Raw genomic sequence first — 24418 nt, 5'->3', positions numbered from 1 at the left:
ACATAAAACAAGGAGAAATCTATGCCGAGAGCGGGCGTTGAACCGTTGCCAATTCCCGGTCATTTTGCTACCAGACCCTTCTGTACCAATCAAGGGCATTTCCTGAACTTTTCTGCTTCAGAAACGGTTGAAATGCTGGCTTCTGCTCAGAGTATCAATGTGCGTGCCAAAGGCCGTTTTTCGATTCAGACTCTGACTCGGAACTCGGCCCTGCTGTATTTCTTTGGCATAAAAGTGTATGAGGGTCTGGATTCGGCTTATAGCACGCCTATCCAGACCCTCGCTTCGTTCAACGCGACCGTCTTATGCGAACAAGGAGTCTTCGCCTTCAAAAAGCAAAAATTTATAGGGAATGGAAATGAGAACTGGGAGGAGGATTCATGGCCGTGCCTGCTTTACCATGCGCGCTATATATTTGAACCTGACCCGCTCTATCCACTAATCGCGAACAATCCCGCAAACCTGCTAGAAGGACAAACGCCAGGCCCGGCCCATTACTATCGTTTGGGAGATCAACAGGAACTTACCAGGAAAGAATTGGTTCAGATGGGTATCTCGCCTATCAACGAACCCTGCTTGGAAAAGTAGTCATCCACAAAAAATTTGTAACACCGCTCCATTACTTGAACGTGTTAGCACAGTGACCGGGACATACAACGATGTGTAATGCAGAGTGGTCATGTGCAAAGGAGAAAACTGCATGTTTTTTCACGTTCAAAAGCTGATCAATGAGATCGTTCCTGACGAGCCTGATCCCGCTGCGGCAAATGCATTGCAGGAAGGTCTGGGCGGGCAATTTGGAGAGATGCGCACGATGATGCAGTACCTCTTCCAGAGCTTTAACTTCCGCGGCAAAGCCAAACCCTACCTCGATTTGATTCAGGGAGTTGGGATAGAGGAAATTAGCCATGTGGAGTTGATCGCGACCACCATCAACCGCCTGGTAGATGGCGCGCCTGGCTACAAGGCAAAAGGGGGCGTGTTCGATGCCGCAACCCAAAACATGCCTGGACAAAATGGTTCCACGCCTTTAAATATGGCTCTGCACCAGGGAAATATTCACCACTTCCTGGTGGCCTCACAGGGAGCGATGCCTATTGATGCCGCGGGCAATCCCTGGTCTGGCTCATATGTCTACAATAGTGGAAATCTCACGCTCGATCTCATCTACAATTTGATGCTGGAGGCAACGGGGCGTTTACAAAAATGCCGTCTCTATGAAATGACCGATAATAAGACGGCACGCTCCACCATCTCTTACCTGATTGTACGCGATCACGCGCATGAGAACGTTTACGCCAAGGCCCTGGAATCGCTGGGTGTCAACTGGGGGAAAGTCCTTCCCATCCCAAACTTCGATGCCACCAAGTTTCCCGAAGTACGCACGCTTATGGAGAAGGGCATTCATAACCAGCAGTATCACTGGCGGCTTGATGGCTCTGAGATGGCCAAAGTCTTTCAGGGGCAGGCACCTTCTGTTACCGGCGGACCACTAGAGGTGCCCGAGAAACCACCTGAAGGTGTCCCTTTTACGCCCGGTCCTGAGCGGCCAGAAGAGTTCTCTCCCGGCCTGACACCTGAGATTATGGAACTGGTTGAGCAAGTGAGTAAGTTGAAGTAAGACAACCTCCCGTCCTTTAGTATATACTAGAGACTATTCTGGCTCTGTTTGATTACAGTGATCGGAATAGTCTCTTTGTGTGAGCGGTTAATCCCAATATACAATTATCAATAGAAGAACTGTCAATATAGAACTATCAGGAAAGGCCTACACCATGTCAGTAGCAGAGAATAAAAAAATGGTGCTTGCGCTCTACAAGGCTTTCAATGAAAAAGACCTGGCAGGGATAGAGCAGGTCTTCGCCGAAAGTTTTGTGGACCACTCAACGCCTGAGCAGACTGTGGGGCCAGAAGGCGTGTGGGCGTATTTTGCAACGTTATATGATACGATTCCTGATTTGCGTATCACTATCGATGACCTGGTCGCCGAGGGCGACAGAGTTGTGATACGCACAAGCTGGCGGGGCACGCATGCCAAGAGCAAGAAAGCGGTGTATCGAAGCATGATCCAGATCTTCCATGTCAGTCAGGGGAAAATTCAGGGGGAATGGAATGAGGGCGGAGATTTGCTCCCAAAAGATTGACATCGGTCATCTTGCAAGGTATACCATAGCAAGAGATCAGTGATATTTATCTGCACTCCAAGGAGGGGGCAATGACCAAACCATTATCCGTGCGTGCTCAAAGTACCGGCACCAGCACGTTTACGATTGACTCTGGCAGCAAGCATCGCATCGTTTTAAGCTCAGTAGAAGACGACCAGGGTCCCAGCCCGATGGAGGCGCTACTCGGGGCGCTGGCTGGCTGCGCTGGCATTGGCATCCTCTCGATTCTGCGCAAGATGCGCCAGGATGTCACTCATTATGAGATTCGCGTCCATGGCGAGCGTGCCGAGCAAGATCCCAAAGTATTTACCGATATTACTGTCGAGCATATCTTTACCGGCACCAATTTGCGCCCGGAGAGCATCCAGCGCGCCATTGAGCTGGATACGACCAACTACTGCGGCGTCAATATCATGCTTGGAAAGAGTGCCGCAATCAAGCACACCTTTCAAATTCACGAACCTGTCCAAAGGGACTAAGGCTTTCTGTCCTCTTGCACAATCCGCAGCGCATCTTTTTCAGGTACAGTACGAGCAGAGAAAACAAAGAACGTACGACTGAAAGGGAGAAACTCGCATGCCACATACACAAACCGCTCTGATTACGGGAGCCTCAAGAGGATTGGGCCTGGCCTTAGCGCGCCAGCTTGCGAAAGAGCAGTGGAACCTGATTATTGATGCGCGTGGAGATGAGGCCCTGGAGGCTGCTCGCCAGGAGCTTGCGCGCGAGACGCAGGTAATCGCTATCGCTGGAGATATCACAGACGCTACACATCGCCAGGCGCTCGCCATCGCGCTACACACAATTGGTTCTCTCGATGTCCTCGTCAACAATGCCAGCATCCTGGGACCCAGCCCTCAACCTCAACTGTTGCAGTATCCACTTGAGACGCTGGAACAGGTCTACCGCACCAATGTCATCGCACCCCTGGCGCTGCTGCAAACGCTCCAGCCTTCTTTACAGCCAGGGGCCAGGATTCTCAATATCACCAGTGATGCCGCTATCGAGAATTACGCGGGCTGGGGTGGCTATGGCTCAAGCAAGGCTGCGTTGGAGCAACTCTCACATATCCTGGCGGCTGAGCAGGAAGCCTGGCGTGTCTACTGGGTCGATCCCGGCGATATGCGCACCCAGATGCACCAGGAGGCCTTCCCAGGCGAGGACATCTCTGATCGCCCGCTGCCAGAGGAGAGCGTCCCGGGCCTGCTTCAACTCATCAAGGGCGACTATCCCAGTGGTCGCTATCAGGCACGTGCCCTGCCAGGGAAGGACGCACACTCATGACCAACTTACCCATCCGGACAGCGTTAGACGCATCGCTTGATTTCGTGCTACCAGCCGAGCTTGAGGCGACCAGGCCGCCTGAGGCTCGCGGCCTGGCGCGCGACGAGGTGCGCCTGATGGTCTCGTGTCGCGCCAATGACCATATTATCCATGACCGCTTCAGTGAGATAGAGCACTTTCTGGAGCCAGGCGACCTGCTCGTCGTCAATACCAGCGGAACGATGAATGCCGCGCTCAGCGCGACCCGCGCAGACGGCACTCCCTTGGAAGTCCACCTCTCGACACATTTGCCCGCCAATCTGTGGATCGTTGAGGTTCGCCTTAAACGGGAAGAGCAAACGTTCCCGTTCTCTGAGATGCAGGCTGGCGAACGGGTGCCGCTGCCAGGAGGAGCCTCGCTGCACCTGCTCACACCATACAGCGCAGGAGAAGGGAGGCTCCAACCAGCCAGGCAACGGCTCTGGATCGCGACCCTTGAGCTTGCTTCACCACTTCAGGAGTATCTCGCGCACTATGGCTTCCCCATTCGCTATAACTATGTGCCCGAAGCCTGGCCGCTTGAGTACTATCAGACAGTCTACGCGACAGAGTATGGAAGTGCCGAGATGCCCTCGGCGGGGCGCGCCTTTACGCCTGAACTCATCGCGCGCCTGGTTGCTCACGGAATTCAGATTGTGCCCCTGCTGCTCCATACCGGCGTTTCGAGCCTGGAGGAGCATGAGCCACCATATGAAGAATACTATCGTGTGCCTGTAGAAACCGCCAGGTCTATAAATGCTGCTCACGCTAACCATAAACGCGTCGTCGCGGTGGGCACAACGGTTGTACGCGCTTTGGAGACTGTCACGGACGTGGATGGTGTCACGCATCCGGGGGAGGGATGGACACGCCTGGTGATCACGCCACAGCGTGGCCTGCGAGCAGTCAACGCCTTGCTTACAGGTCTGCATGAGCCTCGTGCCTCTCACTTGCTTATGCTCGAAGCGCTGGCCGGTCGTGAGCATTTGCGGAAGACCTATGCCGCAGCGTTGCAAGAGCAATACCTCTGGCATGAGTTTGGCGACCTGCATCTCCTGCTGCCATAAGGCGGCGGGAGAGGAGTCCCACACTGTCGGGGGACGACATGGCGGGAGGGCTTTTTGGCTTCTCGATGCTCGGTAAAATGAAAAGAAAGTGGCATGCTAGCTACTGACACGATCACATCAGTTTCCGAGGAATCGAGGTACACGCAATGAAACGACAACCTCAATATATGCCAGGCGGAAATGTTCCACCTTCCTTCGCGGCGCAGCATCCCGCGACACGCCTGCCCGCTTTCTACGCCCGGGCCGTCACGACGCCGCAGCCACGTGTCTTTGCCCGGGCCGCCGAGTATGCGCGCTGGAGCCTGGTCTGGATCCAGCTCGTCTTGCTGCTGATTATTCCTGCGGCGCTGGGCCTGTTGCGTAGTGTGCTCAGAGATACCTCCAGTGGGATCGATACACGTTCAAACGTCTTCTTTGGCTTTATGGATGTCCTGACCGTGGGCGCGACCATCGCGGCCTTTGGCCTCAAGGTCGTCTTTGTGCCACTCCTGTTCTTTGTGGGCGCGGCCCTGCAATACCTGTTGGCGCGGGCCTTTGGTGGACATGGGCGCTTCGTCTCTCACTGCTTCGATATGCTGCTCTACCAGGTCCCGCTGGCATTTATTGGCGCGCTCATTATCACTGTCTTTGTGGCACTGCACTTCTCAACGCTTTTCTTTGCGCCCATTATCAGTGTCGCGCTCTTCTTCTATGGCATCTTTGTTAACACCTCGGTTGTCATGGGTGTCCACGGGCTGAGCCGCGAGAAGTCAATCATAACTGTGGCTATTCCCTACATCCTTGGCGTCATGGCGGTTTGTGGCCTCCTCGCCGTGCTCGCGCACTCTATCGCGAATATGCTACACATGGCACATTAAAATTTAGGATGTAAGGACCTCGTCCTACAGGCCAATGCAAACACTATAACGATGAGATCAAAACACGAATCCGCTCCTTATAATGTATAGGTTATATAGAGACCGGATAAAAAGCCATAAAGGAGTTACAGAGGAGCCGCTCACATACGGCTGTTCAGGCCATGGCTTCGGCCTGTGCCTGGACGCAGGTCAGGGCGGTCTGAATAAAGAGCTTGGCTCCTGGTGGCGCTGCATCCTGCGACTTGACCGCGAGACCGATCCGCAGATCCTGAGGAGGATTGAGTGAAAGGGCAACAACGCCCTCAAGCTTACTAGGGAGAAGCTTACGTGGCATCAAGGTAATGCCCAGCCCCTCACGGACCATGGCCAGAATCGTCGCGGTATCGCTAGCCTGATAGCGAATTTGTGATTTATACTTGTCTAGCACAAAGCCCGCTCTGCGCATCAGGTTCAGCGAGCATTGAGTCTTCTCCATCACAAAGCCCTCTTCGCGCAGCTCTTCTGGCGTAAGCGTCTTGCGTGTCTGGAGAGGATGTCCAGGCGGAAGTAGCACGCAGAGTTCATCAGTCGTTAGCAACGTTCCATCAATCCCTGGCGCGGGTAGCAACACAAACCCGACGTCGATAACTCCCTGCTCGATCCAGTCCCCCACCTCGTGCATGGGTCCCTCAAAGAGCACCACTTCAATGTCGGGATATGCGACGCGAAAGCGCGTCAGCATGCTAGCCAACAAACGCGGAGGAATCATCGATTCGATACTTCCCAGGCGCACCTTCCCCGCGGCCTCGCCACGCGCTACCTTTGCCTCTTGCTCAATCGCTTCGGCCTGGGCCAGGAGTAGGCGTACATGTGGAAGGATCTTTTCTCCAACATGAGAGAGCGAGACAACGCCCTTACGATTGCGCTCCAGCAGCGTCACGCCCAGCTCGCTTTCAAGCGCCGAGAGCGCGTGACTTACCGCCGATTGTGTCAGGTTTATGGTATAGGCCGCCTCCGTGAAACTGCCCGTTTCGGCCAGGGCCACAAAACTTTGGAGCTGTGAGAAGTTCATATGTATGTCCTTCATAAGTTTATGATAAATATGATTTGCGCTCATTATACAAAATCAAGTATACTGCTGACAAGCAAGTGATGAATAATCAATCCGCTTCACCATCTGGGATGACGTGGTGTGCTGGAAGTGTGGGAGTTGGTGCGTGCGCACCAACTCCCACACTTCCAGCACACCACGGGTGAGAGATTGAAAATAAACTATTGGAGCTATGATGGCTGAAAACATTTTATCCATACAACCTGATGAACAGAATAATATACTCTCTACTACTGATGCTCAAGTGGATACGCAGAAACAGGGAGAGAAGCCCTCAGCACGCATTCGGGCACGTCATGTCTTGATTCTAGGTGGGCTGGGAGCGCTGGGGCCGCTGGCGAATGATATGTATGTCCCCTCGCTTCCGACCTTAAGCCACGATTTGGCGGCGACGACCTCGCAGGCACAGTTGACCCTGAGCGCCTTTATTCTTGGCCTGGCCCTGGGACAGATAGTCGCGGGACCGATCAGCGATGCCCGGGGCAGGCGCTGGCCCTTGCTTATCGGCATCGCAGTCTATGTGCTTACATCGCTACTCTGTGCCATTGCCCCTTCCATGGCGATCCTCATTCCCCTGCGCTTTATCCAGGGTGTAGCGGGCGCGGCTGGGGTGGCGCTGGCCCTGGCGATGGTCAGCGATCTGTACAGCGGAATCGCCCAGGCGCGTTTCTTCTCCCTGCTGATGCAGGTCAACGGCCTGGCTCCGATGCTCGCGCCGCTGCTTGGTGGACAACTGCTTAGAGTGACCTCCTGGCATAGCATTTTCGTCACCCTCGCGCTCGCCGCTGTGTTGTTATTCGCCGCCTCGGCGCTTGGACTTGGAGAGACACTGCCTGTCAGCCAGCGCCAGCGTGGGGGTATTACAACAACCCTGAGTGCCTTCCGTGAACTACTGCTGGACCGGCGCTTCGTAGGCTACGCCCTCTCCTGTGGCTTTGCCTTTACCGCCTGCATCATCTACATCTCTGTCTCGCCGTTTGTTTTACAGAACATCTATGGCATCTCGCCCCAGTTGTTGGGCATCATCTTCGGCATTAATGCTCTGGGTATCGTCATCATGGCCCAGGTCAATGCCAGGCTAGTTGGCCGTGTTTCCTCACAACATCTTCTGAGCTATGGCTACGCCATGATCGCCCTTGGTGGTGTGGCCCTGCTCGTGGTTGTCCTGAGCGGCATCGGGCTTATCGGCATCCTGCCAGCCTTTTTTATCCTGACCTCCAGCCTTGGTCTCATCATGCCGAACGCGACAACGCTGGCGATGGCAAATACACGAGCGGCTGGAAGTGCCGCCGCCCTGCTGGGTGTCTTGCAACTGGCGATTGGCGCGGTCGTCGCTCCCCTGGTTGGCCTCGGCGGCAGCGCGAGTGCGCTCCCGATGGCTGCCTCTATCGCGGCCTTCGCCCTGGCGACCCTGCTCACCTTCATTCTCCTATGCCGCCCTGCGCGGGCATAATAATTGTTGTCAACAATAAGGCGGAGCGAGAGCATCATTTAAACTATTCGCAAAGATATACCGCACTCCGACAAGTTATAAGGCCCAGGTAGCTGCGTACGCCAGTAGCAGGCCTGCTACTGGCGTACGCAGCTACCTGGGCTGGTGTGATAATTCTTGCCCTGCCTTATACTGCGAGGAGAGAGGGAAGAGTTGAGAGTCAGCCTCCAGAGCATACATTAGAAATGACCAAGCATCATGAAGAAGGGAATAAGTCAGCTCTACCTTAGCCTCTAGCGATGTGTTGTTGTACATGAGTTACCTGTACATATACATCGGCCTCTACCCCCTCTGGCAGCGCAATGGTCAGACGTTTCAGTACCCGCGTTTTATGGTTAGCCTGACTCTGCCCTTCCAGGTGTTCCAGGCAAAATTTCAATCCCTGGGGCTGTTTGATGGACAGGCGCAGATTATGGTGTTGGCCGTGGAGGATGGCAATGGCTCCGTCGACTTCGCAATCCAGCCAGGTAATAAAGGCTTCTTCCACCTGGTGGCTTCCCTGAGCAAACTGAAAATGGTCGTGTAGCCAGACACTACCCGCCCCGGCTCCTCGCGTGATCAAGCACAGTTCGCGGCGGGCGCTAAGCAGATCTGGGCAGGGGTAGGCCGCGGCAAATTCGAGCACGATCCGTTTTTCTCCATCCGAGTCGCTGGCGTCTACGCTTCCCTGGAACGCACCGGAGAAAGCAAGGCCAGTGCCCTGCAACAGGCCATCGATGCGTGGGACGCTGTGCCCGTAGGAATTGGCGAAAATGTTCTCGTAGCGGCGCGGCCCGAAGTAGTCCCGTGAATAGAGTCCCCGGCCGGGGTCTGTCAGCAGATTTTCGCCGGCGACGTGCAGAAGGAAGCTGCCCACATCATTGTGATTGTGCTCTTCGTCGTTGTGCCCCGCTTTGACGCTCAACACGACTGGCGCCCCCTGCTCAGTTTGCGTTACCAGCCGCGCGGTCCCACCCGCTGGCAGTTGAGTGTCCTCTGGTGGAACGCTTGCAGGCTGGCTACCGTCCCACCAGAGGATATCACGCAGCATCATGGGCAGGCGCCAATTGTTGTCCGGGTCTTCTGGCTGGGTAAGCAGATTGAGTAGAGTTAACTCGCCAGTACGCAGCGCCAGGCGCGTGAGGATGCCAGGATGAAAGCCAACATGTTCATCGCAATCGGCGAAGCTGGCAAAGTTGGCGCCAGAGAGTTGCATTTTCGCGGGAAAGGCCGCGATCAGCTTCAACTTCTCGCCCGCGAGCAGATCGATCTGGCCAGCACTACACGCGTACAAAAGCTCTGAGAGAGCCACAACGTTGAACAGGCCGTAATGCCAGTAGGCTACCCCCTCGCTTGAGCTACCATCTTCTGCGAAAGCCGTTTCCACAAAGGTGTGCAGCCCGGTGAAGGCAATTTCCAGGGCGCGCTGTATTCGCGCCGGCTCCGGCTCCAGTAGAAGGAAGGTTGCCGCGACCGAACTATTGCAAACGCCATTCCAGTTGCTCGCCCCCTGATACCAGGTATGCAGGTGAAAGAAACGCAGATACGGTTCGAAAATTCTGTGCTCAATCTCCGAGCGGACCCGCTGGCGCACCTCCTCATTAAGAGTCTCGCCGAACAGGAGGAGAGTTTCGGCCAGCAAATAGCCCGTTTCGGCGGCAAAGAGATCGATCAGATCTCGCTCATGGGCCGGAAGCACCCAGTTGCTCTCCTCACAGATGCTCCAGATATAATCCTGTACAACCTCGCGTAAAGCTGTCTGGCCGAGGAACAGGCGCAGCGCGGCGGCGGAGAGGCGTGCTCGCTTGAGAAAATACGCGGTCTCGTAGCGGCTGCGCTCCCCGCTCTCACGAAATAGGCGATACGCTGTATAGGTGGTCTGCGGGATTGTCCCGATCCCGGCCAGCAGGGACTCCGTCTGCTGGAGCACACGCTGGGTTTGCGGCGCATGCTCCAACCGCTGCCGCGCTGAACGCGCCTCCTCCAATTCAGGGAAAGCCAGATCCCGCGTGGGTAGCAGTTGTTGCAGTTGTTGTAGTGTCACACCGAAAATGGATGATAAAGAAGATGCCATGTGCCCTTGCCTTTCCAATCATCTACCTGAACGGTTCCAGGAAGCCCTTATATCTGGATCTCTAGAAACGCATCCTGCTCATTCCATACGGTTGATGTTCGCAGTTCTGTACAGAGCTTCTGCATTGTCGCCACCACGATCTCCCTCTCTTGATCCCAGGCCCGCCGCGCTTGAAAATCTTGAATCACCGTAGGATAGAGCCGTAGCCCCCTGATCCTCTGATCCTCTACCTCCACCAGGAAAATGAAGCTAAGATCGTTGCGCTCAATACGATCAACCGCGTAATCATCGATAAAGTCACCAGCGCAATACAGAATTGGTCTCTCTTTGTACAGCTCGATTCCGCGTACTACATGACCGGAATGGCCAAAAACAATGTCAGCTCCCTGCTCGATCAAAGCATGCGCAAAGGGGACCTGCTCCGCTGGAGGGGTATAGCCCCAATTTGGTCCCCAATGAGCCGATACGATCAGCAGGTCCACCTTCTCTTTCGCCTTCCTGACGATCTCCAAAAGTTCTCCGGCCCGCTCATCCTTCAAGTCAATAGGCACATACCACACTCCGGGCAGTTCTTCAGTTGCCTCCCATTCTGGCTGGTTATCCGTCAACGCGATCAGCCCCAACCTTTTCCCCTGTGCTTCCCACAGCGCCACTTCGGCGGCCTCAGCCTTCTTTCGACCAGCCCCCGCGGTGTACATGCCAGCAGCACGCACCACTTCAAGCGTCTCTAACAGTCCTTCGTAATGAAAATCAAGGGCATGATTATTGGCAAGCGACACAGCAGTCATATGAGCCGCCTTGAGGACATCTACATTTTTTGCATCCGAGCGAAAGTGAAATACTTTGGGGGTCGCTCTCCAGAACGATCCATGGTCCGCCAGGGCACATTCGAGGTTGCAGATACACACATCTGCCTGCTGGAAAAGAGATAATGTATCCCCCCACGGATAGGTTGGAGGCTCTTCCATTAAAATCTGATTTATGAGCCGCCCCAGCATCACATCGCCAACAAAGAGAAGCCGCATATGCCTTCTCCTTCCTCGCCATGAACCATTCAATCTGCCTTGACTCTCACTGCCTTCTCTCCCTTGAATTATATATCTTGCTGTAGATAAGTGTATTTAAAACTCCCTCTTTCAAGTTTCTTCACTCCACAAAGATGGGCCATGATCAGAATTACTTGCGCATGGCATTTACTAATGAAATGGGTGGTCAGTTCTCTCAAAAAGAGAACTGACCACCCATTTCATTAGTACGTTTATACCCCGCTCCTCTTGTATGTCTATTTCTGAATTTGTTGGGTTTGTGTGGCATGGACGATCGTGACTTCGCTGGCCGGGATCCAAGCCTGGCGATGGGAGAAGTTGATCTCATACCACAGGGTAGTGGAGTTATCCTGTGCGATGGTATATCCCGAGTCGAAAATCGCCCCATTGGGGACGCCACCCAGAATATGGCCGGGAATGGGATTGCCATAGACGAAGACTTGAGAGACCCCACTCTCGTTGATGCTCACCAGCGTGCCCGTTCCCTCGGTGACATTAGCTCCCGGAGGAACCGCCAGCCAGACCAGTTTTCCGTCCTGGAACTGGCTGGAGGGATTCAAGTGAACCTGATCATCTTCGCCATACCAGATCTCGTATAGCGTATCTCCTGTTCCCGCCGGATCCTTGACCTTAGCCAGGTAGGCATAACTGATATCTGTCTCGATATTGTTCGTCTCGTCGGTAATGTCGGTGGGGTCGCTATACTGCGGGATGCGCCCCGAGGCGGTGCTGGGACCATTGTAGAGATAGTAGAAGTTGAAGTCGGCAGGCGATTCCACTCCGCCTTTCTCCAGATGATTTTTCGTGTGCAGCTCGATGGTTCCCTTCGTGAGTGTCTCCTGCGGATAGGGGATGCCCTGCTGATGGATCAGCCCCAAGTAGTAGTCCCACATCCAGTATGGACCTGGATCAACGTGGTTAGGACCGTACGGATACAACGGAGGTGGCACCGTGCCATGCGCCACGATATCATTGCGAGACAGTGGCAAATGGTACTTGGTGAGCAAATAGGCCACCAGCTTGGCCGAACCCAGGTACTGGGCCGCGTTGTACCACTGGAATCCGGTCGCATCGAAGCCCACGTGTTCGATACCGACCGAATGCTGATTATACCAGTAGTTGCCACAATTATACGTAAAATCCGCATCATGGACTACCTGATAAACCGTGCCATCCGAGTCCACAATATAGTTGGCGGCGGAACCAGGGGCAGTTTGAGGATCGGTGTTCTGGAAAACATTGAGAGCGTCCTGCAAGGAGCCTTCTGTGTCATGGATGACCACGTAGTCCACTGGCAGCGGGTAGCCCGCATCAGTGCGCTCCTCGTAGTTGCAGGGCGGGTAGACAGTTTGGGATAGCGTGCAGTCGAAGGTGTTGGGATCCAGAATGCAATTGACCGCGGCAGAATAGTCGCCGGTGGGCGTATTGCTGCATCCGGCGGGCAATGTGCTGGTTCCCTGGACTGCCGCAGCCGTAGCCTTATTGGGCTTGACCGCCTGAGCCGCCAGGGTTACCATCTCTCCGGTGTCGCTCTGGGTATTGAAGCCGGTGCCCAGAATCTGGTAGAGCGCATCGGCATACATCAGCGCAGTCGAGCGCACAGTGGCGTGGCTGTACGCGGCAACCGCACCATACCAGCCGGAGAGATTGGCGGGCAGGGTATGACTGGCAGAGAGCCGTAGGGCCTCGGCCCGCAGGACTGTTGCGCCGCCGCGGATATTGGTGACGATGTCGGTCTTGAGCTGAGCTGCATTGACGTGCAACAGGCTAGCGGCCTGGTCGAGAGTATCGGTGTGCTTGTTTTTGACCAGGTGCATGCAGCCAAAGCCGTTGTCGATGCTGGGAGAGCCGTGGTGCATGCTCAGGCGTCCCTCCATGTAGCAGAGGGCTTTGAGCAGGGGGGCGGGCACGCCGAATTCGCTGCTGGCCTGTTCGAAGGCCGAGCCGATTGCGCCGCTGCTGACCGTTTGTGCTCTGGCTGGGGAAGGTTCTCCCAGGAGCCCCACGAGCAGTACAAGCAGGGTAAACAAGGCTGGGAGCGAGAGGCGAGCGAAAGCTATGCGTCGATGCATCATAGTTAAGTACTACCTCCATGCAATACATGTTTCACAAAAGATGCGAGCGAGCAGAGGGTCGGGGAAAACCAGTGATGATAGGGTCTGATTTGGATCCATCGCCACCAATATTAAGAATAACATATTGACCAGCTTTAGCGGAGGGAATCTGTAGAAGTTGAGAATGCATTGGAGTAGAAGTGGTGCTGTTTTGGAGTGGCAAGGGAGCAGGGGGAAAGGTGCTGTTGTTCCTATGAGAGAGAGGAACCAACTCGTCGGGACAAAAACAACAAGCCTCTTTCTGGTCACGCTCGCGATATCGCTTCACCTGGCTTCCCCACCCTTCTTTGAGGGCTATAATTCGGTTTGCCAACAGTATCACTTTGCGTGAATCGAAAGAGTCCAAAATGAGGGGCATCCGGCACATCGCTTTGGGTGGGCTGGTATAGTGAAAGTACATGCAGGTGAGAGACCTGCGCTATTCAGGCGCCAGAGAAGGCATTCTGTGCCTGGCCTCTGGCATCTAACTTTCGTGCTCTAACAGCAGCACACACACTCAATGAAATGCCACTACTATCCGTAGAACCGCAAGAGGACAAGGACCATGAAGAAACGACCACTGAACCTCGCCTTAGAGACCAGTGAGGTGCCTCAACCTATGGCAGACGGACTTGGCGCAACCGACCCGGGTCCGCGCAATGTCTTGCTAGACCTCCAGAATCCTGATTTGCTGACTCCGCCTCATACTGACGCTGGCACGATTCCTAATCTGAAGTTCTCGTTTTCCAATGCGCATAATCGGCTCTCTGAGGGAGGCTGGGCACGCGAGGTGACGGTGCGGGAATTGCCCGTCTCGACCACGATGGCAGGCGTGAATATGCGCTTGACCGCAGGTGCGGTGCGAGAGTTACATTGGCACAAGGAATCCGAATGGGCTCTCATGCTCAATGGTCGCGCCCGCCTGACGGCGATGGATCAGGATGGGCACAACTTCATCGAGGATGTCAGCGAAGGAGACCTCTGGTTCTTTCCTGCTGGCATTCCGCACTCGATCCAGGGTCTGAAGGAAGGCTGCGAATTCCTGTTAGTGTTCGATAACGGCAGCTTCTCCGAGAATGAGACCTTCCTGATCACCGACTGGTTCGCACACACACCCAAAGAGATCCTGGCAAAGAACTTCAGTGTGGCAGAAAGCAATTTTGCCAGCATCCCAGCGCATGAGCGCTATATCTTTCAGAGTGATGTACCTGGCGAGTTATCTGCCGATCAGGTCTCTGCCCCCAATGGCACCGTGCCACAGAGCTTCGTCTATCGGTTGATGGAGCAGGAGCCGATTCACAGCAGGGGTGGGATGGTACGCATCGTTGACTCGACCAACTTTCCTGCCTCAACGACGATTGCTGCGGCCCTGGTGGAAGTTGAACCGGGCGGGTTACGGGAGTTGCACTGGCACCCCAATAATGATGAATGGCAGTATTACATCGAAGGCCAGGGACGTATGACTGTGTTTGCGTCCGGGGGCAAGGCTCGCACATTCGACTACCACGCTGGGGACGTGGGCTATGTTCCATTTGCCATGGGGCACTATATTGAGAATACGGGCGAAACGCCGCTGCGCTTCCTGGAGATGTTCAAGAGTAATCGTTTTGCTGACGTGTCGCTGAACCAGTGGATGGCGTTGACCACCCCTGCCCTGGTGCAGGACCATCTGCATCTCAACCAGACGGTCATGGATGCGCTGCATAAGCAGAAGCAACCAGTGGTCATTTGAGGCGCACAGATGTAGAGGGCGTAAACTCGAAAGAGAGTATTCCACAAAAGCATGATATAGGCGCTACTTAAAACAGGAGCAGCTGCTAGCCTTTGTAGCGTACACGCTTTTCATAGCGCCGTTGGAGTGAAAGGTTACGCTCGATCCCCCCTTCAATATTGTCTGAAACAAAGGCCGGAACATCTTTGCCACGCGATTGCAATACGTTGACTATTTCGCTATTCAAAAGCTGAGCAACCAGAACACCTATCAACGACGAGGCCGAACAGATCTGCTCAGATGAAGGCAACGCCAGCAGCGTATCGCCACAACTCGTACGATTATCGATCACAATGTCAGCAAGTTCATAGAGCTTCTGACCGCCAGGATGGCGTGAAGGGGTCTCCCTTGTATGCTTCAGCGATGTGAGGACAATGAGCTGGTGCTGGCGCTGTTTTATCTGAAGAGCATATTCAACAACAGCGGCATTAACCCCCGATTGCGAGGCAATCAAAAAGACATCGTGCGGTTCGATCCGGTGGTAGGAGAGTAATGCAGCTCCCGCCGTCAGGTCACGCTCACATTCCAGACTACGAACATGTTTCAATGACCAGTCACCATAAAGTGCGAGATCTTCAAAATCGACGCGATTAATCGGCGCGAGACCACCGGCACGATGGACCAATTCGGCAGCGAAGGCGCGTGAGTGCCCTGATCCAAAGGTGTGAATGACGCCTCCATATTCAATGCATTCGGCACAGACCTGCGCCGCTTGCTGAATGGCTTCGGTCTGTGTTGTGAGAAGTTCTTCCTGTATGTGGAGGAGTTGTAGCCAGCACGCTTGTAGCGAAACAGATTGATCGTGATGTTCGTTCATATTTTTCCTTTTTTACAACACAACCCTTTTATGACGCGACGGTCGGCTCCTGCATACCTTCCTGCATAGAGGCCCTGGACATATTGGGGGTATTGTGGGCAAAGCCGATATTGCCACGGTGATCCACCATGATCAGGCCGCCAGTTCCACTGGCCCTGGCGCCTAGCACTTTGATCGCAGCCTCGGCTGCCTCCTGAGCATTCATACCACCAGCTACAAAATCACTGGCACGTTTGGCGATGAGCAGACGGATGAAATCCTCACCATAGCCGGTACAGGAGACGGCGGCATCTTCGTCGGCGTAGTAGCCGCAGCCGACCAGCGGTGAATCGCCGACGCGTCCGGGATATTTGTTGAAGATGCCACCAGTTGAGGTGGCGGCGGCTAAATGCCCCTGGCTGTCGATGGCGACCGCGCCGACCGTGCCATGCTTCTCCCCTTCCTGGAGCTTGCCCTCGTCGAGCGCCTTACGTGCCGCTTTCCAGCGTTCGTGCTGGTCCTCGGTGAGCAGGTCTTTTAGCTCACACAGAGGGATGCCCCTTTCCTGCGCAAATTGTTGTGCCCCTTTGCCGACTAGCAATACATGCGGGCTTTCCAGCACCTGGCGCGCCAGTGAAATGGGATTTTTGATCAGCTCGACGCCCGCGATTGACCCAACCTGCAAGGTGTGTCCTTCCATCATGCCGGCGTCCATTTCGATCTTGCCGTCCAGGGAGAGGTAGGAACCGGTGCCCGCGTCGTAGAGCGGGTTATCTTCCAGAGATCTCACAGCGGCTTCGACGGCTGCGAGCGCGGTCCCGCCGCTCTGTAGCACGTTCCAGCCAATGGCGGAGGCTTCTTTGCAGCCCTTGCGCGCGCCCTCTATTCTTTCAGGAGCAATGGTTCCCGCTCCTCCGTGAACAATGATAGCGATAGGCATAAATAATGTGTACTCCTGTGTTTGATATGGTTGGGTCCATTGTATCATGCAACCTGGCTGTATTGCTAAACGGGGCGCGCCGCCCTTATGAAGCCGGCCACCCCTTGCGGGTGGCCGGCTTCATAAGGGCAGCCTTTGTCGCAGCGTATGCACTAATGGCGGGCAGGTGCATTTTTGTAACCATCGAACTGACGTTGATGATCAGACCTCCGCCGTTTTGACGCATCTTTGGGATTATAGCCTGCATCGCCTCTACAGGGCCAAGCACATTGAGCTCAAAAATCTGGCGAAACTGATCAATATCTACATCAGCCACGTTGCCAAGCACAGTTTGTCCCGCATTATTGATGAGGATATCAATGCGTCCATACTGCTGAAAAACGCTGTCCACCAGAGCCTCAATCGCATCCTTATTGCGCATATCGGTGGGAACCGCGATAGCCTCACGATGTTGCTCATGAAGCTCATTGACAATGGTAGTAAGGGTATCGGTAGAACGTGCCGCAAGTGCGACCTTTGCTCCGGCCTCCGCAAAGAGACGTGTGGTAGCCAGACCAATGCCTCCGGATGCACCTGTAATGATAGCGACTTTATCCTGAATATCCATAAGAAGAAATCCCCTTTCTCTTGAATAAAAAGTTTGTCCGATAGGAGTTCCCTAAGCTATTAGCCTTGTGGGGCGAAGCCGCTAAGCTTCCCCCTATATCCGAGACACCGTCGCGGGACGTCTAACGCCTCGCCAAGGGCTCCGATAGCCTCGGAGGTTGTCCGCGACCGAATCGATCAGAAATCGCGACTGCGCTTCTGAGGGCTTCACCTCGACTCAATTCGACCCAGTGGATTGGGACTCTCCATCAAAGCCGTGCGCGCTGCGGGCCAGGCGGAGTCTTCGGGGTAGAGCGCGGTGCGCAGGTAGGCCCAGGTGAGCCGCTGGACCGCAGCCAGTCGCTCGGGGTTCTCGTCGGTCGTCTCAGCCGCGTCGTACCCAGCAATCCCGCCAAGCCCATGTTCTGCGCCAAACAACGTAAGCAAGCACTTGGGGCCGGGACTCAGAAAGTACGGATCAGCATGCCAGTCCGCACCACGGACCGTCAGATGGGGCGAGACATCTTTATCGCCCGCGACCACGAGGGCTGGCGTCGTCATCTCAGCAAAGCTGGTGTTCAGGAAGAATGAATAATGCTCTGCCGCGAATGCGCTGAGATCAGCACCGCCCTTGCCAGGCGCAGCAAGCAGCACACCCGCTTTGATCCGGGAATCGGCCATATTCACTTCCGTTCCGTCTTTGGGATCGATAAGCCGCGCGCCCAACAGCATACTTGTCGTATACCCGCCCAATGAATGCCCGGCTGCGGCGATCCGGCTTCGGTCCAGGCGCCCGCTGAGCTCCGGCACGGAAGCCTCGATAAGATCAAGCTGGTCGAGGATGCGCTTCATGTCCTCTACACGGGACCGCCAGAACAAGGGGCCTCCGGGAGCATCTCTAAGGCCGAGCACCCTTGAGTCCAGATGGGTGGGCTGGATCACGACGAAGCCGTGAGCAGCCCAGAAATTGGCAAGCGGGCCGTAGCCGTTCAACGAGGAAAGGTACCACGAGTTTCCGTGGCCGTGCGAGAAGAGGATGATGGGTAGATCGCGCCCGGTCACAGGCGCGGAAACTCGCATCTGCAAATCCATCGCACGCCCCGGAGCTGACAGCACCACTGGACTGACAGAAACGATAGGAGTAGGCGCACTCATGGCCACGGACATTCTCGCCATGTCTGATTCGTTCATAGAAGATCTTCCTCCCAGCTCTTTCGAGTATGGTATAATATTAGCGGATCAGTGTTCCGCTAATATTATACGGAACATCGTTCCGTTTCGTCAAGTGATTGTTTGATGGAGGGAAGAAAGCGATGACAACCAACGACGAGGGAGCGAGGCAACCAGCCCGAAAGATTCGTGCCGACGCGCAGCGCAACGAGCAGGCGTTGCTGGCCGCCGCCGCATCCGTGTTCGTCACGTCCGGTGTCGAGGCGCCGGTGCGTGACATCGCGGCTGCGGCTGGCGTCGGGATGGGGACGATTTACCGCCACTTCCCGACGCGAGCGGATCTCGTGGTGGCCGTGTACCGCCATCAGGTCGAGGCCTGCGCCGAGGTTGGTCCGGTCCTGCTGGCAAAGAGTGGTTCACCGCACGCAGCCCTCAGTCAGTGGGTCAATCTCTTCGTTGATTTCCTGGTCACGAAGCATGGACTTGCCGCAGTCCTGCAACCCGGCAGCGCAGGCTTCGACGCGCTGCATGCCTACTTCCTTGACCGCCTCGTGCCCGTTTGCGCTCAGTTGCTCGCCGCCGCCGCACAAGCCGGCGAGATCAGCGACGATATGGATGCCTACGAACTAATGCGTGGCATCGGCAATCTCTGCATTGGCGCCGACAACGACCCGCGCTACGATGCCCGCCGCATGGTGAAGCTACTCATCGCGGGACTCCTCCAAGTGCGCTCGACCTGATGCTGCTGATCCAGAGAAGGAGCACTGGCAGTACCTCGAGAAGGTTGATCAACTTCGTGTCCATGTGGGAATTTCGTGGCTCATCTCACGGGATATGCAACGTGTCAATCCCAGCATGAAATAGGTTCTTTTACGGCAAGTATCTTGTTATTTGAAATTGCTCTATCTTCTGTTGTCACCTTACGCTTCTGCTGGATTGTGCTTGTTCGTTGCTGGTAGTGGGATCGTCGAAAGCAGGGCGTGCGTTTCGGCCATGACTCGTGATCTGAAATTCTGGTCACGCACTAGTACTACTTTGGTGGTTTCTAATGAACGAGCTACGTGGGGTACACAAAACCTCACGCTCATGCTCAGCCTTAATTCTTTGCTCCAAGCTCACATCTACAAAACTACCAAAGTAGTACTAGTGTGGATGCGAGCATCAGATGGCCTCCGTCGTCGTAGTAGGTGCCGGTCTGGCCCGCTTCATTCATCAGAATTTTCGTGATGACACGCACGGCTCGTTTCGAGGTGCTCCAGTATTTGATGAATGGAGCAAACATCGAGAGAATATATTTCGTTAAGAAGCGTACAAAGGCGTTGGCTTCGCGCCCAAGATTTGAGGCTGGCATGAAGCCTGGCTCAACCGCGTTGATGTGGAGCCGTGGATTTTCGCGGGCAAACTCTATCGCTGCGGCGAGGATACATTGCTTGGACGTCGCGTAGGCGTCTGCCCCAGCATCGCAGAGCCACCTGGTTTCCACTCGCCGCGCGCCGCACGCTCGCAGGATCAGCTAGGTCGCACACGACCGACACCGCGTGCCGGCCTTTTCTTTCAATGATCTTCTGCATCTCGTCGAGCTTTCGACGGTCGCGCCCGACCAGTACGACCGTGCCGTGCTTGGCCAGCTCGATTGCCGTGGCGCGACCTATACCGGAGGTCGGGCCAGTCATGATGTAGGCTTTGCGCTCTAATGGATTTTCCAGAACAGTCTTCGACATCGTTTTCCTCCATCAAGTTATTAGCTAGACCGCTTTCAGCAGCCCAAGCTCCAATAGACTCCGGGCCTTGGCGAGAACTGCGTCCCTCGGGCTCCTCGGCACCCAGCAAGCGACACGCCTTTTCATTGGATGTGTTCTTGTGTTTGCCAAGTTCTGGCAACACCCCTTTGACCGCGGGATCAAACAGCGCGACCATGCGTATAAGCCAGTTGGGCAAGGGGCGGGTCGGAACCTTGCGGGCGGCATCGAAAATGTCGGTGATAAATTCAAAAAGGGGTACAGGCTCTTGACAATGTCTTGTCAGAACAGTATCATAGCAATATGACGTTAACGTTAACTTTGAGGGAGAGCGATGAACGAGCGTATGCGGATCGGCGATTTGACCGAACGGGCAGGGGTAACTCCGCGCACAGTGCGTTATTACGAGAGCATTGGGCTGCTTCCCCCGGGCGAGCGCGAGGGGCATGGTCAGCACTACTATACCGAAGAGACGCTGGCCCGCCTGCGCAAAATTGACCAGCTCAAGAAGCTTGGGCTGAGCCTGGAAGAGATACGCGACGTGATCGATCTCTACTTCACTGATCGAAGTGGGGTACAGCCAAAGCAGAAGGTTCTCGCTATCCTGCGCCAACATCTCGCCGAGGTGGACCAGAAGGTCGGCGCGCTTCAGCAATTTCGCGCTGACCTTCTGGTCCATATCGCGCGTTTCGAGAACTGGCTTGAGGAACGGGAAAATCTCTAGTTTTTTTTGTCCAAAACATGACGTTAACGTCATGTTTTACGTGACCATCTTATACAAAAGGAGTGGAAAAATGAGCGAAACGATTGGGTTCATTGGACTGGGCCGGTTAGGTTTGCCAATGGCGACCAATCTGCTGCAAGCGGGATATGCGTTGCGCGTGTACAACCGCACCGCGAGCAAAGCGGAACCGCTGGTGGCTCAGGGCGCGCAACTGGTGGAGCGACCGGCTGACGTGGCGACGAGCGGAGGAATTGTCGCGACCATTGTGTGGGATGACGCGGCTCTGGAAAGCATTGTCATGAGCGATGGTTTTCTAGAGAAGCTGGGAGCGGGCGGAGTGCATATTGCGATGAGTACGATCTTGCCTGAGACATCGAAGAGGCTGGCTGCCCTCCACGCGCAACATGGCTGTATCTATGTCGAAGCGCCGATCTTTGGCAGGCCTGAAGCAGCCATCGCCCACAATCTCTGGATTCCTTTCGCGGGTCCACAGCAGGCCAAAGATCGTGTCAGGCCACTTCTGCAAGCGATGGGAGGGAAAGGTATCTTCGATTTCGGCGAGGAGATCGGCGCGGCGAATATCGTCAAGCTCGTGGGAAACTTCCTGATTGTTTCAGCGGGACACTCTATCAGAGAAGCGCTCGCAATGGCCCGCAACAACGGAGTCGATCCAAAGGCAGTGATTGACATGCTCACAAGCACGTTATTCTCCGCCCCCATCTATCAGAGCTATGGCCAGAGAGTCGCCGAACTCTCAACGCCTTTCACGAGCGCGATCCCGTTGAAGGATGTTGGCCTCTTTAAGAGGACCTCACAACAGGTAGAGATATCTACACCTATTGCGGATCTGCTCTATGATATTCTGCAAAGCGCATAAGGGTGAATGAGAGGCAAGATGTTCAGAGTCATTTCTTTCTCGTGAATGTAGGACGGCCTGTAGATCCCAGAGTTAAATGGGAGAAAATTGGATAATTAAGCGGGTGGTTTGCCCTCATCTGGAGGGAATAACCACCCGTTTAATTGTACAGATTCTGCCTCATTTAATTCTGGGATCTACAACCTGGTGGGCACGATCCAGCGCGAGCAGGCAGCAATAGGCGTTTTTATTACCCTGGAGGAGCCGTCGCGTGATATGGTGATGGAGGCCCTCAAAGCCAGCTTCTATCACTCTCCAGGCTGGAACAAAGACTATCCGCGTATTCAGATAGTGACCATAGAAGAACTGCTGCACCAGGCGGAAGTGAAAATGCCGCCGCAATTTGGCACGTTTAAGCAGGCACAACGTGAGCGCCAGCAACCCTATGCACAGCAGGGAGATAGTACTGAAATGCAACAAGTTTCGATTGTGAGAAACACGCTGGCGGCAAAGATGATCCCGGAGACATGCATGAGTATCCGGAATCATCTCGTGTTTAAGCTGGCCCAGCTACAGGCTCATTCTCTGCCTCCGCACGGCCCTCCATCTGGCGCAGTACGGGATTGAAGAGTAGGCTGAGCGTCGCGACGAGGTAAGCGGCAGCTATCAAGAAAAGCGTGCCTTGCACGCCCAGACGCTCCACGCTGGCTCCAACGAGCAACAGTCCCAGGGGAACCGCGATCTGAGCCAGGGCAATCAGCGGTCCAAGTACCCGTCCGCGTATCTCCGCAGACACCCGTTCCATCGCTACTGTCATAATAATGGGATTGATCGGCGCGCTGGCAATGCCTCCTACGGCTGCTGCTAGCAGCATAACCGGGAACGCGGGCAGCAGTGCAAGTGTCCAGAACGGGAGCCCCATACCGATAAAGGCAAGAGTAAAGGTGACACGGCGCGGCAGCTTCACGCCAAGTATGCTAAAAAGGATGGAGCCGAACAACGCTCCGCCGCCAAAGGCCGCGGAGGCCAAACCGAAAGCCAAGACACTGCCAAAGTGTACTCTGGCGTAGATGGGCATCACGACAGCGAAAAACGAGGCGTCGAGCAGATTAGTGATAATGAGCACAAACATAATTGCCAGCATAAGCCGATCGCGCCAGAGTGTTTGAAAACTCAGCTTGAAACCAGCCTGCCATGATGGGATCTCTTCTGATGGAACATCGAAACGCTCCTCTGCTTGGACCTCTGCAATCCTGTGACCCTCTGGCGGAGCTTCACGATCTGTGCTGGTGCGAAATGCAGGCACGACGAGCGCAACGATGCATGCTGAGAGGAGAAAGCTTGTCGCATCTACCCAGAGCAGCCTGGTTGTGCCTACGATCACGATCAACGCACCCGCGAGAGGCGCTCCTAACAATCCAGCTCCGCGTTGGATAGCCTGCAAGATAGAACTGGCGCGCTCGAAGCGCATTCCGGTCAACTCCGCTAAATCAGGTAACAATACTGTACGAGCGGTTGTGCCCGGTGTATTGCAAAACGAGGCGCAAAAGACCAGTACGAGCAGTTGCCAGAAGGCCAACCCTACTGTGTAGTAGAGTAACGGAACAAGCGCAACCGCAAAGCCACTGGCCAGATCTGCCAGAATACTGATGCGTTTCTGACCCATACGATCAACCAATGTTCCCCCAAACGCTCCAGCCACGAGATTCGCCACGACTTCAACACAGGCAGTCAGGCCCATTTGGGCAGCGCTACCAGTCGTTTGCAAGACAAACCACGGGATGGCCAGCGCTGTTAACATACTTCCCAACACCGAAATGCCATTTGCGCCAAAGAGCGCCAAAATTGGCAAGCTCTTCCTTTTCATATCCTTGTGATACTGCATAATGAAATCATTTCTTCCTTGCAATGCTCGTTCTTCGTGCTTCCTGACTATTCTTGCGATTGTTCTGAGAGAGTGAATGCCCCATCAGATTGGTGCTCGAGAGCTCTGGTGCGCCTGGCCTTTTGTGCAGAAGCCAAATTGTTGGGGTCCTGCAAGGGAGTGCGCTCCGGTCCCTCAAGCTGGGGTATAGCTTTGGCAAGCCAGGCAAGCTCAGCTTCCAGACGCGATTCGCCATAGCTGAAGACAAGTTCAGCATACTCATCAATAAAGGATCGACCGTTCTTTTGCCACGCGCGCAGTTCGTGCAACATCCGCTGTGTCTCGCGGCGGCGCGCCTGGAGGTGCTCAAGCAGGGTTGCCCTCTCCTGGCCTGCCGGTCCCCAGAAGATCATTTTCAGTAAGAGTTCGTCGCGCATGGGAGGAGGAGAGTCCGAGGGCTGCTCCAACCACTGCGCCAGATCCTGCCAACCCTGCGCGGTCAATTCGTAGACTTTTCTGCGTCGTCCCTCACTCTCGGCTTGCTGCACTTCGATGAGACCATTCTGCTCAAGCTGTTTGAGGCGTGGATAGATACTCCCAAAACTAAGTGCAGAGAGCATCCCAGCTCCACCCTTCTCAAACTCGGCCTTCATATCGTAGCCTGAACATGGGGTAAAGCTGATGACTCCAAGAATAACATGCTCGCTATCCATAACCTGATTCCTCCAGTGAAATCAACACATCATGCTAATATAACACTGTGATATATTAATATGATATATTGAAATAGTCAAGGAGGGTCTAACTT

25 protein-coding genes and 1 pseudogene are annotated in these 24418 nt (G+C 54.8%); 14 read left to right on the top strand and 12 right to left on the bottom strand.

All coding sequences use genetic code 11. The features are described 5' to 3' along the window. Positions 1–21: 21 nt before the first annotated feature. From JMJ04_RS40495 to JMJ04_RS40465, 7 genes are all read left to right on the top strand, one after another. Positions 22–588 (top strand): hypothetical protein, encoded by a 567-nt coding sequence (locus JMJ04_RS40495; RefSeq protein WP_201376026.1) that lies wholly within the window; start codon positions 22–24, stop codon positions 586–588. Between the two features lie 112 nt (positions 589–700). Next, positions 701–1621, top strand: a complete 921-nt coding sequence (locus JMJ04_RS40490) for a manganese catalase family protein (protein ID WP_201376025.1) — start codon at positions 701–703, stop codon at positions 1619–1621. A 154-nt stretch (positions 1622–1775) separates the two neighbouring features. Beyond that, the gene (locus JMJ04_RS40485; RefSeq protein ID WP_201376024.1) at positions 1776–2144 is read left to right on the top strand and encodes an ester cyclase; all 369 of its coding nucleotides are present in this window, start codon (positions 1776–1778) and stop codon (positions 2142–2144) included. Positions 2145–2215: 71 nt separating this feature from the next. After that, a complete protein-coding gene (locus JMJ04_RS40480; protein WP_201376023.1) occupies positions 2216–2644 on the top strand; it encodes an OsmC family protein in 429 nt (142 codons plus the stop codon). A 97-nt stretch (positions 2645–2741) separates the two neighbouring features. Next, positions 2742–3449 carry an SDR family NAD(P)-dependent oxidoreductase gene (locus JMJ04_RS40475; protein WP_201376022.1) on the top strand — a complete coding sequence of 236 codons (708 nt, stop codon included), beginning with the start codon at positions 2742–2744 and terminating at the stop codon, positions 3447–3449. Continuing rightward, the gene (locus JMJ04_RS40470) at positions 3446–4534 is read left to right on the top strand and encodes an S-adenosylmethionine:tRNA ribosyltransferase-isomerase (protein WP_201376021.1); all 1089 of its coding nucleotides are present in this window, start codon (positions 3446–3448) and stop codon (positions 4532–4534) included. Before JMJ04_RS40475 ends, JMJ04_RS40470 begins: the two co-directional genes overlap by 4 nt. A gap of 146 nt (positions 4535–4680) precedes the next feature. Next, positions 4681–5391: a YIP1 family protein gene (locus JMJ04_RS40465; RefSeq protein WP_201376020.1), complete on the top strand. Its 711-nt coding sequence runs from the start codon at positions 4681–4683 to the stop codon at positions 5389–5391. A 154-nt stretch (positions 5392–5545) separates the two neighbouring features. Here JMJ04_RS40465 and JMJ04_RS40460 read toward each other — a convergent pair whose 3' ends face one another. After that, complete coding sequence (locus JMJ04_RS40460) at positions 5546–6442, bottom strand: LysR family transcriptional regulator (protein WP_201376019.1); 897 nt, start codon at positions 6440–6442, stop codon at positions 5546–5548. A gap of 211 nt (positions 6443–6653) precedes the next feature. Between JMJ04_RS40460 and JMJ04_RS40455 the strand changes: the two genes are divergently transcribed. Further along, complete coding sequence (locus JMJ04_RS40455; RefSeq protein ID WP_236038946.1) at positions 6654–7934, top strand: multidrug effflux MFS transporter; 1281 nt, start codon at positions 6654–6656, stop codon at positions 7932–7934. Between the two features lie 265 nt (positions 7935–8199). On the opposite strand, the gene JMJ04_RS40450 is transcribed toward JMJ04_RS40455, so the two are convergent. The 3 genes from JMJ04_RS40450 to JMJ04_RS40440 form a co-directional block, all read right to left on the bottom strand. After that, on the bottom strand, positions 8200–10026 hold the full coding sequence (locus JMJ04_RS40450) for a heparinase II/III domain-containing protein (protein ID WP_201376018.1): 1827 nt from the start codon (positions 10024–10026) through the stop codon (positions 8200–8202). Between the two features lie 47 nt (positions 10027–10073). Further along, the gene (locus JMJ04_RS40445; RefSeq protein ID WP_201376017.1) at positions 10074–11051 is read right to left on the bottom strand and encodes a CapA family protein; all 978 of its coding nucleotides are present in this window, start codon (positions 11049–11051) and stop codon (positions 10074–10076) included. Between the two features lie 257 nt (positions 11052–11308). After that, positions 11309–13147, bottom strand: a complete 1839-nt coding sequence (locus JMJ04_RS40440) for an N-acetylmuramoyl-L-alanine amidase (RefSeq protein ID WP_236038944.1) — start codon at positions 13145–13147, stop codon at positions 11309–11311. Positions 13148–13379: 232 nt separating this feature from the next. On the opposite strand from JMJ04_RS40440, the gene JMJ04_RS40435 reads away from it, so the two are divergent. Then, complete coding sequence (locus JMJ04_RS40435) at positions 13380–13517, top strand: hypothetical protein (protein WP_201376016.1); 138 nt, start codon at positions 13380–13382, stop codon at positions 13515–13517. A 213-nt stretch (positions 13518–13730) separates the two neighbouring features. Next, entirely contained in the window at positions 13731–14897 is a 1167-nt protein-coding gene (locus JMJ04_RS40430) for an oxalate decarboxylase family bicupin (protein ID WP_201376015.1), read from the top strand. Positions 14898–14982: 85 nt separating this feature from the next. Here the strand turns inward: JMJ04_RS40430 and JMJ04_RS40425 are convergent, their stop codons facing one another. From JMJ04_RS40425 to JMJ04_RS47520, 4 genes are all read right to left on the bottom strand, one after another. After that, positions 14983–15753 (bottom strand): sugar isomerase domain-containing protein, encoded by a 771-nt coding sequence (locus JMJ04_RS40425; RefSeq protein ID WP_201376014.1) that lies wholly within the window; start codon positions 15751–15753, stop codon positions 14983–14985. A 28-nt stretch (positions 15754–15781) separates the two neighbouring features. Continuing rightward, the gene (locus JMJ04_RS40420) at positions 15782–16672 is read right to left on the bottom strand and encodes an isoaspartyl peptidase/L-asparaginase family protein (RefSeq protein ID WP_201376013.1); all 891 of its coding nucleotides are present in this window, start codon (positions 16670–16672) and stop codon (positions 15782–15784) included. 85 nt (positions 16673–16757) lie between these two features. Continuing rightward, positions 16758–17279: an SDR family oxidoreductase gene (locus JMJ04_RS40415; RefSeq protein WP_201376012.1), complete on the bottom strand. Its 522-nt coding sequence runs from the start codon at positions 17277–17279 to the stop codon at positions 16758–16760. A gap of 206 nt (positions 17280–17485) precedes the next feature. Beyond that, positions 17486–18433 (bottom strand): alpha/beta hydrolase family protein, encoded by a 948-nt coding sequence (locus JMJ04_RS47520; protein WP_420799570.1) that lies wholly within the window; start codon positions 18431–18433, stop codon positions 17486–17488. A 137-nt stretch (positions 18434–18570) separates the two neighbouring features. On the opposite strand from JMJ04_RS47520, the gene JMJ04_RS40405 reads away from it, so the two are divergent. Continuing rightward, positions 18571–19167, top strand: coding sequence for a TetR/AcrR family transcriptional regulator (locus tag JMJ04_RS40405; protein WP_201376010.1), 597 nt, complete (start codon positions 18571–18573; stop codon positions 19165–19167). 389 nt (positions 19168–19556) lie between these two features. On the opposite strand, the gene JMJ04_RS47515 is transcribed toward JMJ04_RS40405, so the two are convergent. Together JMJ04_RS47515 and JMJ04_RS49250 are read right to left on the bottom strand one after the other, a co-directional pair. Continuing rightward, a complete protein-coding gene (locus JMJ04_RS47515; protein ID WP_236038940.1) occupies positions 19557–19910 on the bottom strand; it encodes a Rossmann-fold NAD(P)-binding domain-containing protein in 354 nt (117 codons plus the stop codon). A gap of 58 nt (positions 19911–19968) precedes the next feature. Continuing rightward, positions 19969–20100: pseudogene (locus JMJ04_RS49250) on the bottom strand (SDR family NAD(P)-dependent oxidoreductase); the annotation flags it as partial. 400 nt (positions 20101–20500) lie between these two features. Between JMJ04_RS49250 and JMJ04_RS40390 the strand changes: the two are divergent. The 3 genes from JMJ04_RS40390 to JMJ04_RS40380 all read left to right on the top strand — a co-directional run bounded on the left by JMJ04_RS40390 (position 20501) and on the right by JMJ04_RS40380 (position 22373). Then, positions 20501–20890, top strand: a complete 390-nt coding sequence (locus JMJ04_RS40390; RefSeq protein ID WP_201376007.1) for a MerR family transcriptional regulator — start codon at positions 20501–20503, stop codon at positions 20888–20890. A 70-nt stretch (positions 20891–20960) separates the two neighbouring features. Then, on the top strand, positions 20961–21767 hold the full coding sequence (locus JMJ04_RS40385; protein WP_201376006.1) for an NAD(P)-dependent oxidoreductase: 807 nt from the start codon (positions 20961–20963) through the stop codon (positions 21765–21767). A 108-nt stretch (positions 21768–21875) separates the two neighbouring features. Next, the gene (locus JMJ04_RS40380) at positions 21876–22373 is read left to right on the top strand and encodes a hypothetical protein (RefSeq protein WP_201376005.1); all 498 of its coding nucleotides are present in this window, start codon (positions 21876–21878) and stop codon (positions 22371–22373) included. Here the strand turns inward: JMJ04_RS40380 and JMJ04_RS40375 are convergent. Beyond that, a complete protein-coding gene (locus JMJ04_RS40375) occupies positions 22303–23631 on the bottom strand; it encodes an MFS transporter (protein WP_201376004.1) in 1329 nt (442 codons plus the stop codon). The two genes, JMJ04_RS40380 and JMJ04_RS40375, sit on opposite strands and share 71 nt — an antisense overlap. A 47-nt stretch (positions 23632–23678) precedes the next feature. Then, positions 23679–24323: a PadR family transcriptional regulator gene (locus tag JMJ04_RS40370; protein WP_201376003.1), complete on the bottom strand. Its 645-nt coding sequence runs from the start codon at positions 24321–24323 to the stop codon at positions 23679–23681. Between the last annotated feature and the right edge of the window lie 95 nt (positions 24324–24418).

The organism is Ktedonobacter robiniae, assembly GCF_016587375.1.
GTDB classification, from domain to species: domain Bacteria; phylum Chloroflexota; class Ktedonobacteria; order Ktedonobacterales; family Ktedonobacteraceae; genus Ktedonobacter; species Ktedonobacter robiniae.
The sequence above is the reverse complement of the archived record's forward strand: the minus strand, read 5'-3'. Positions and strand labels throughout refer to the sequence as shown.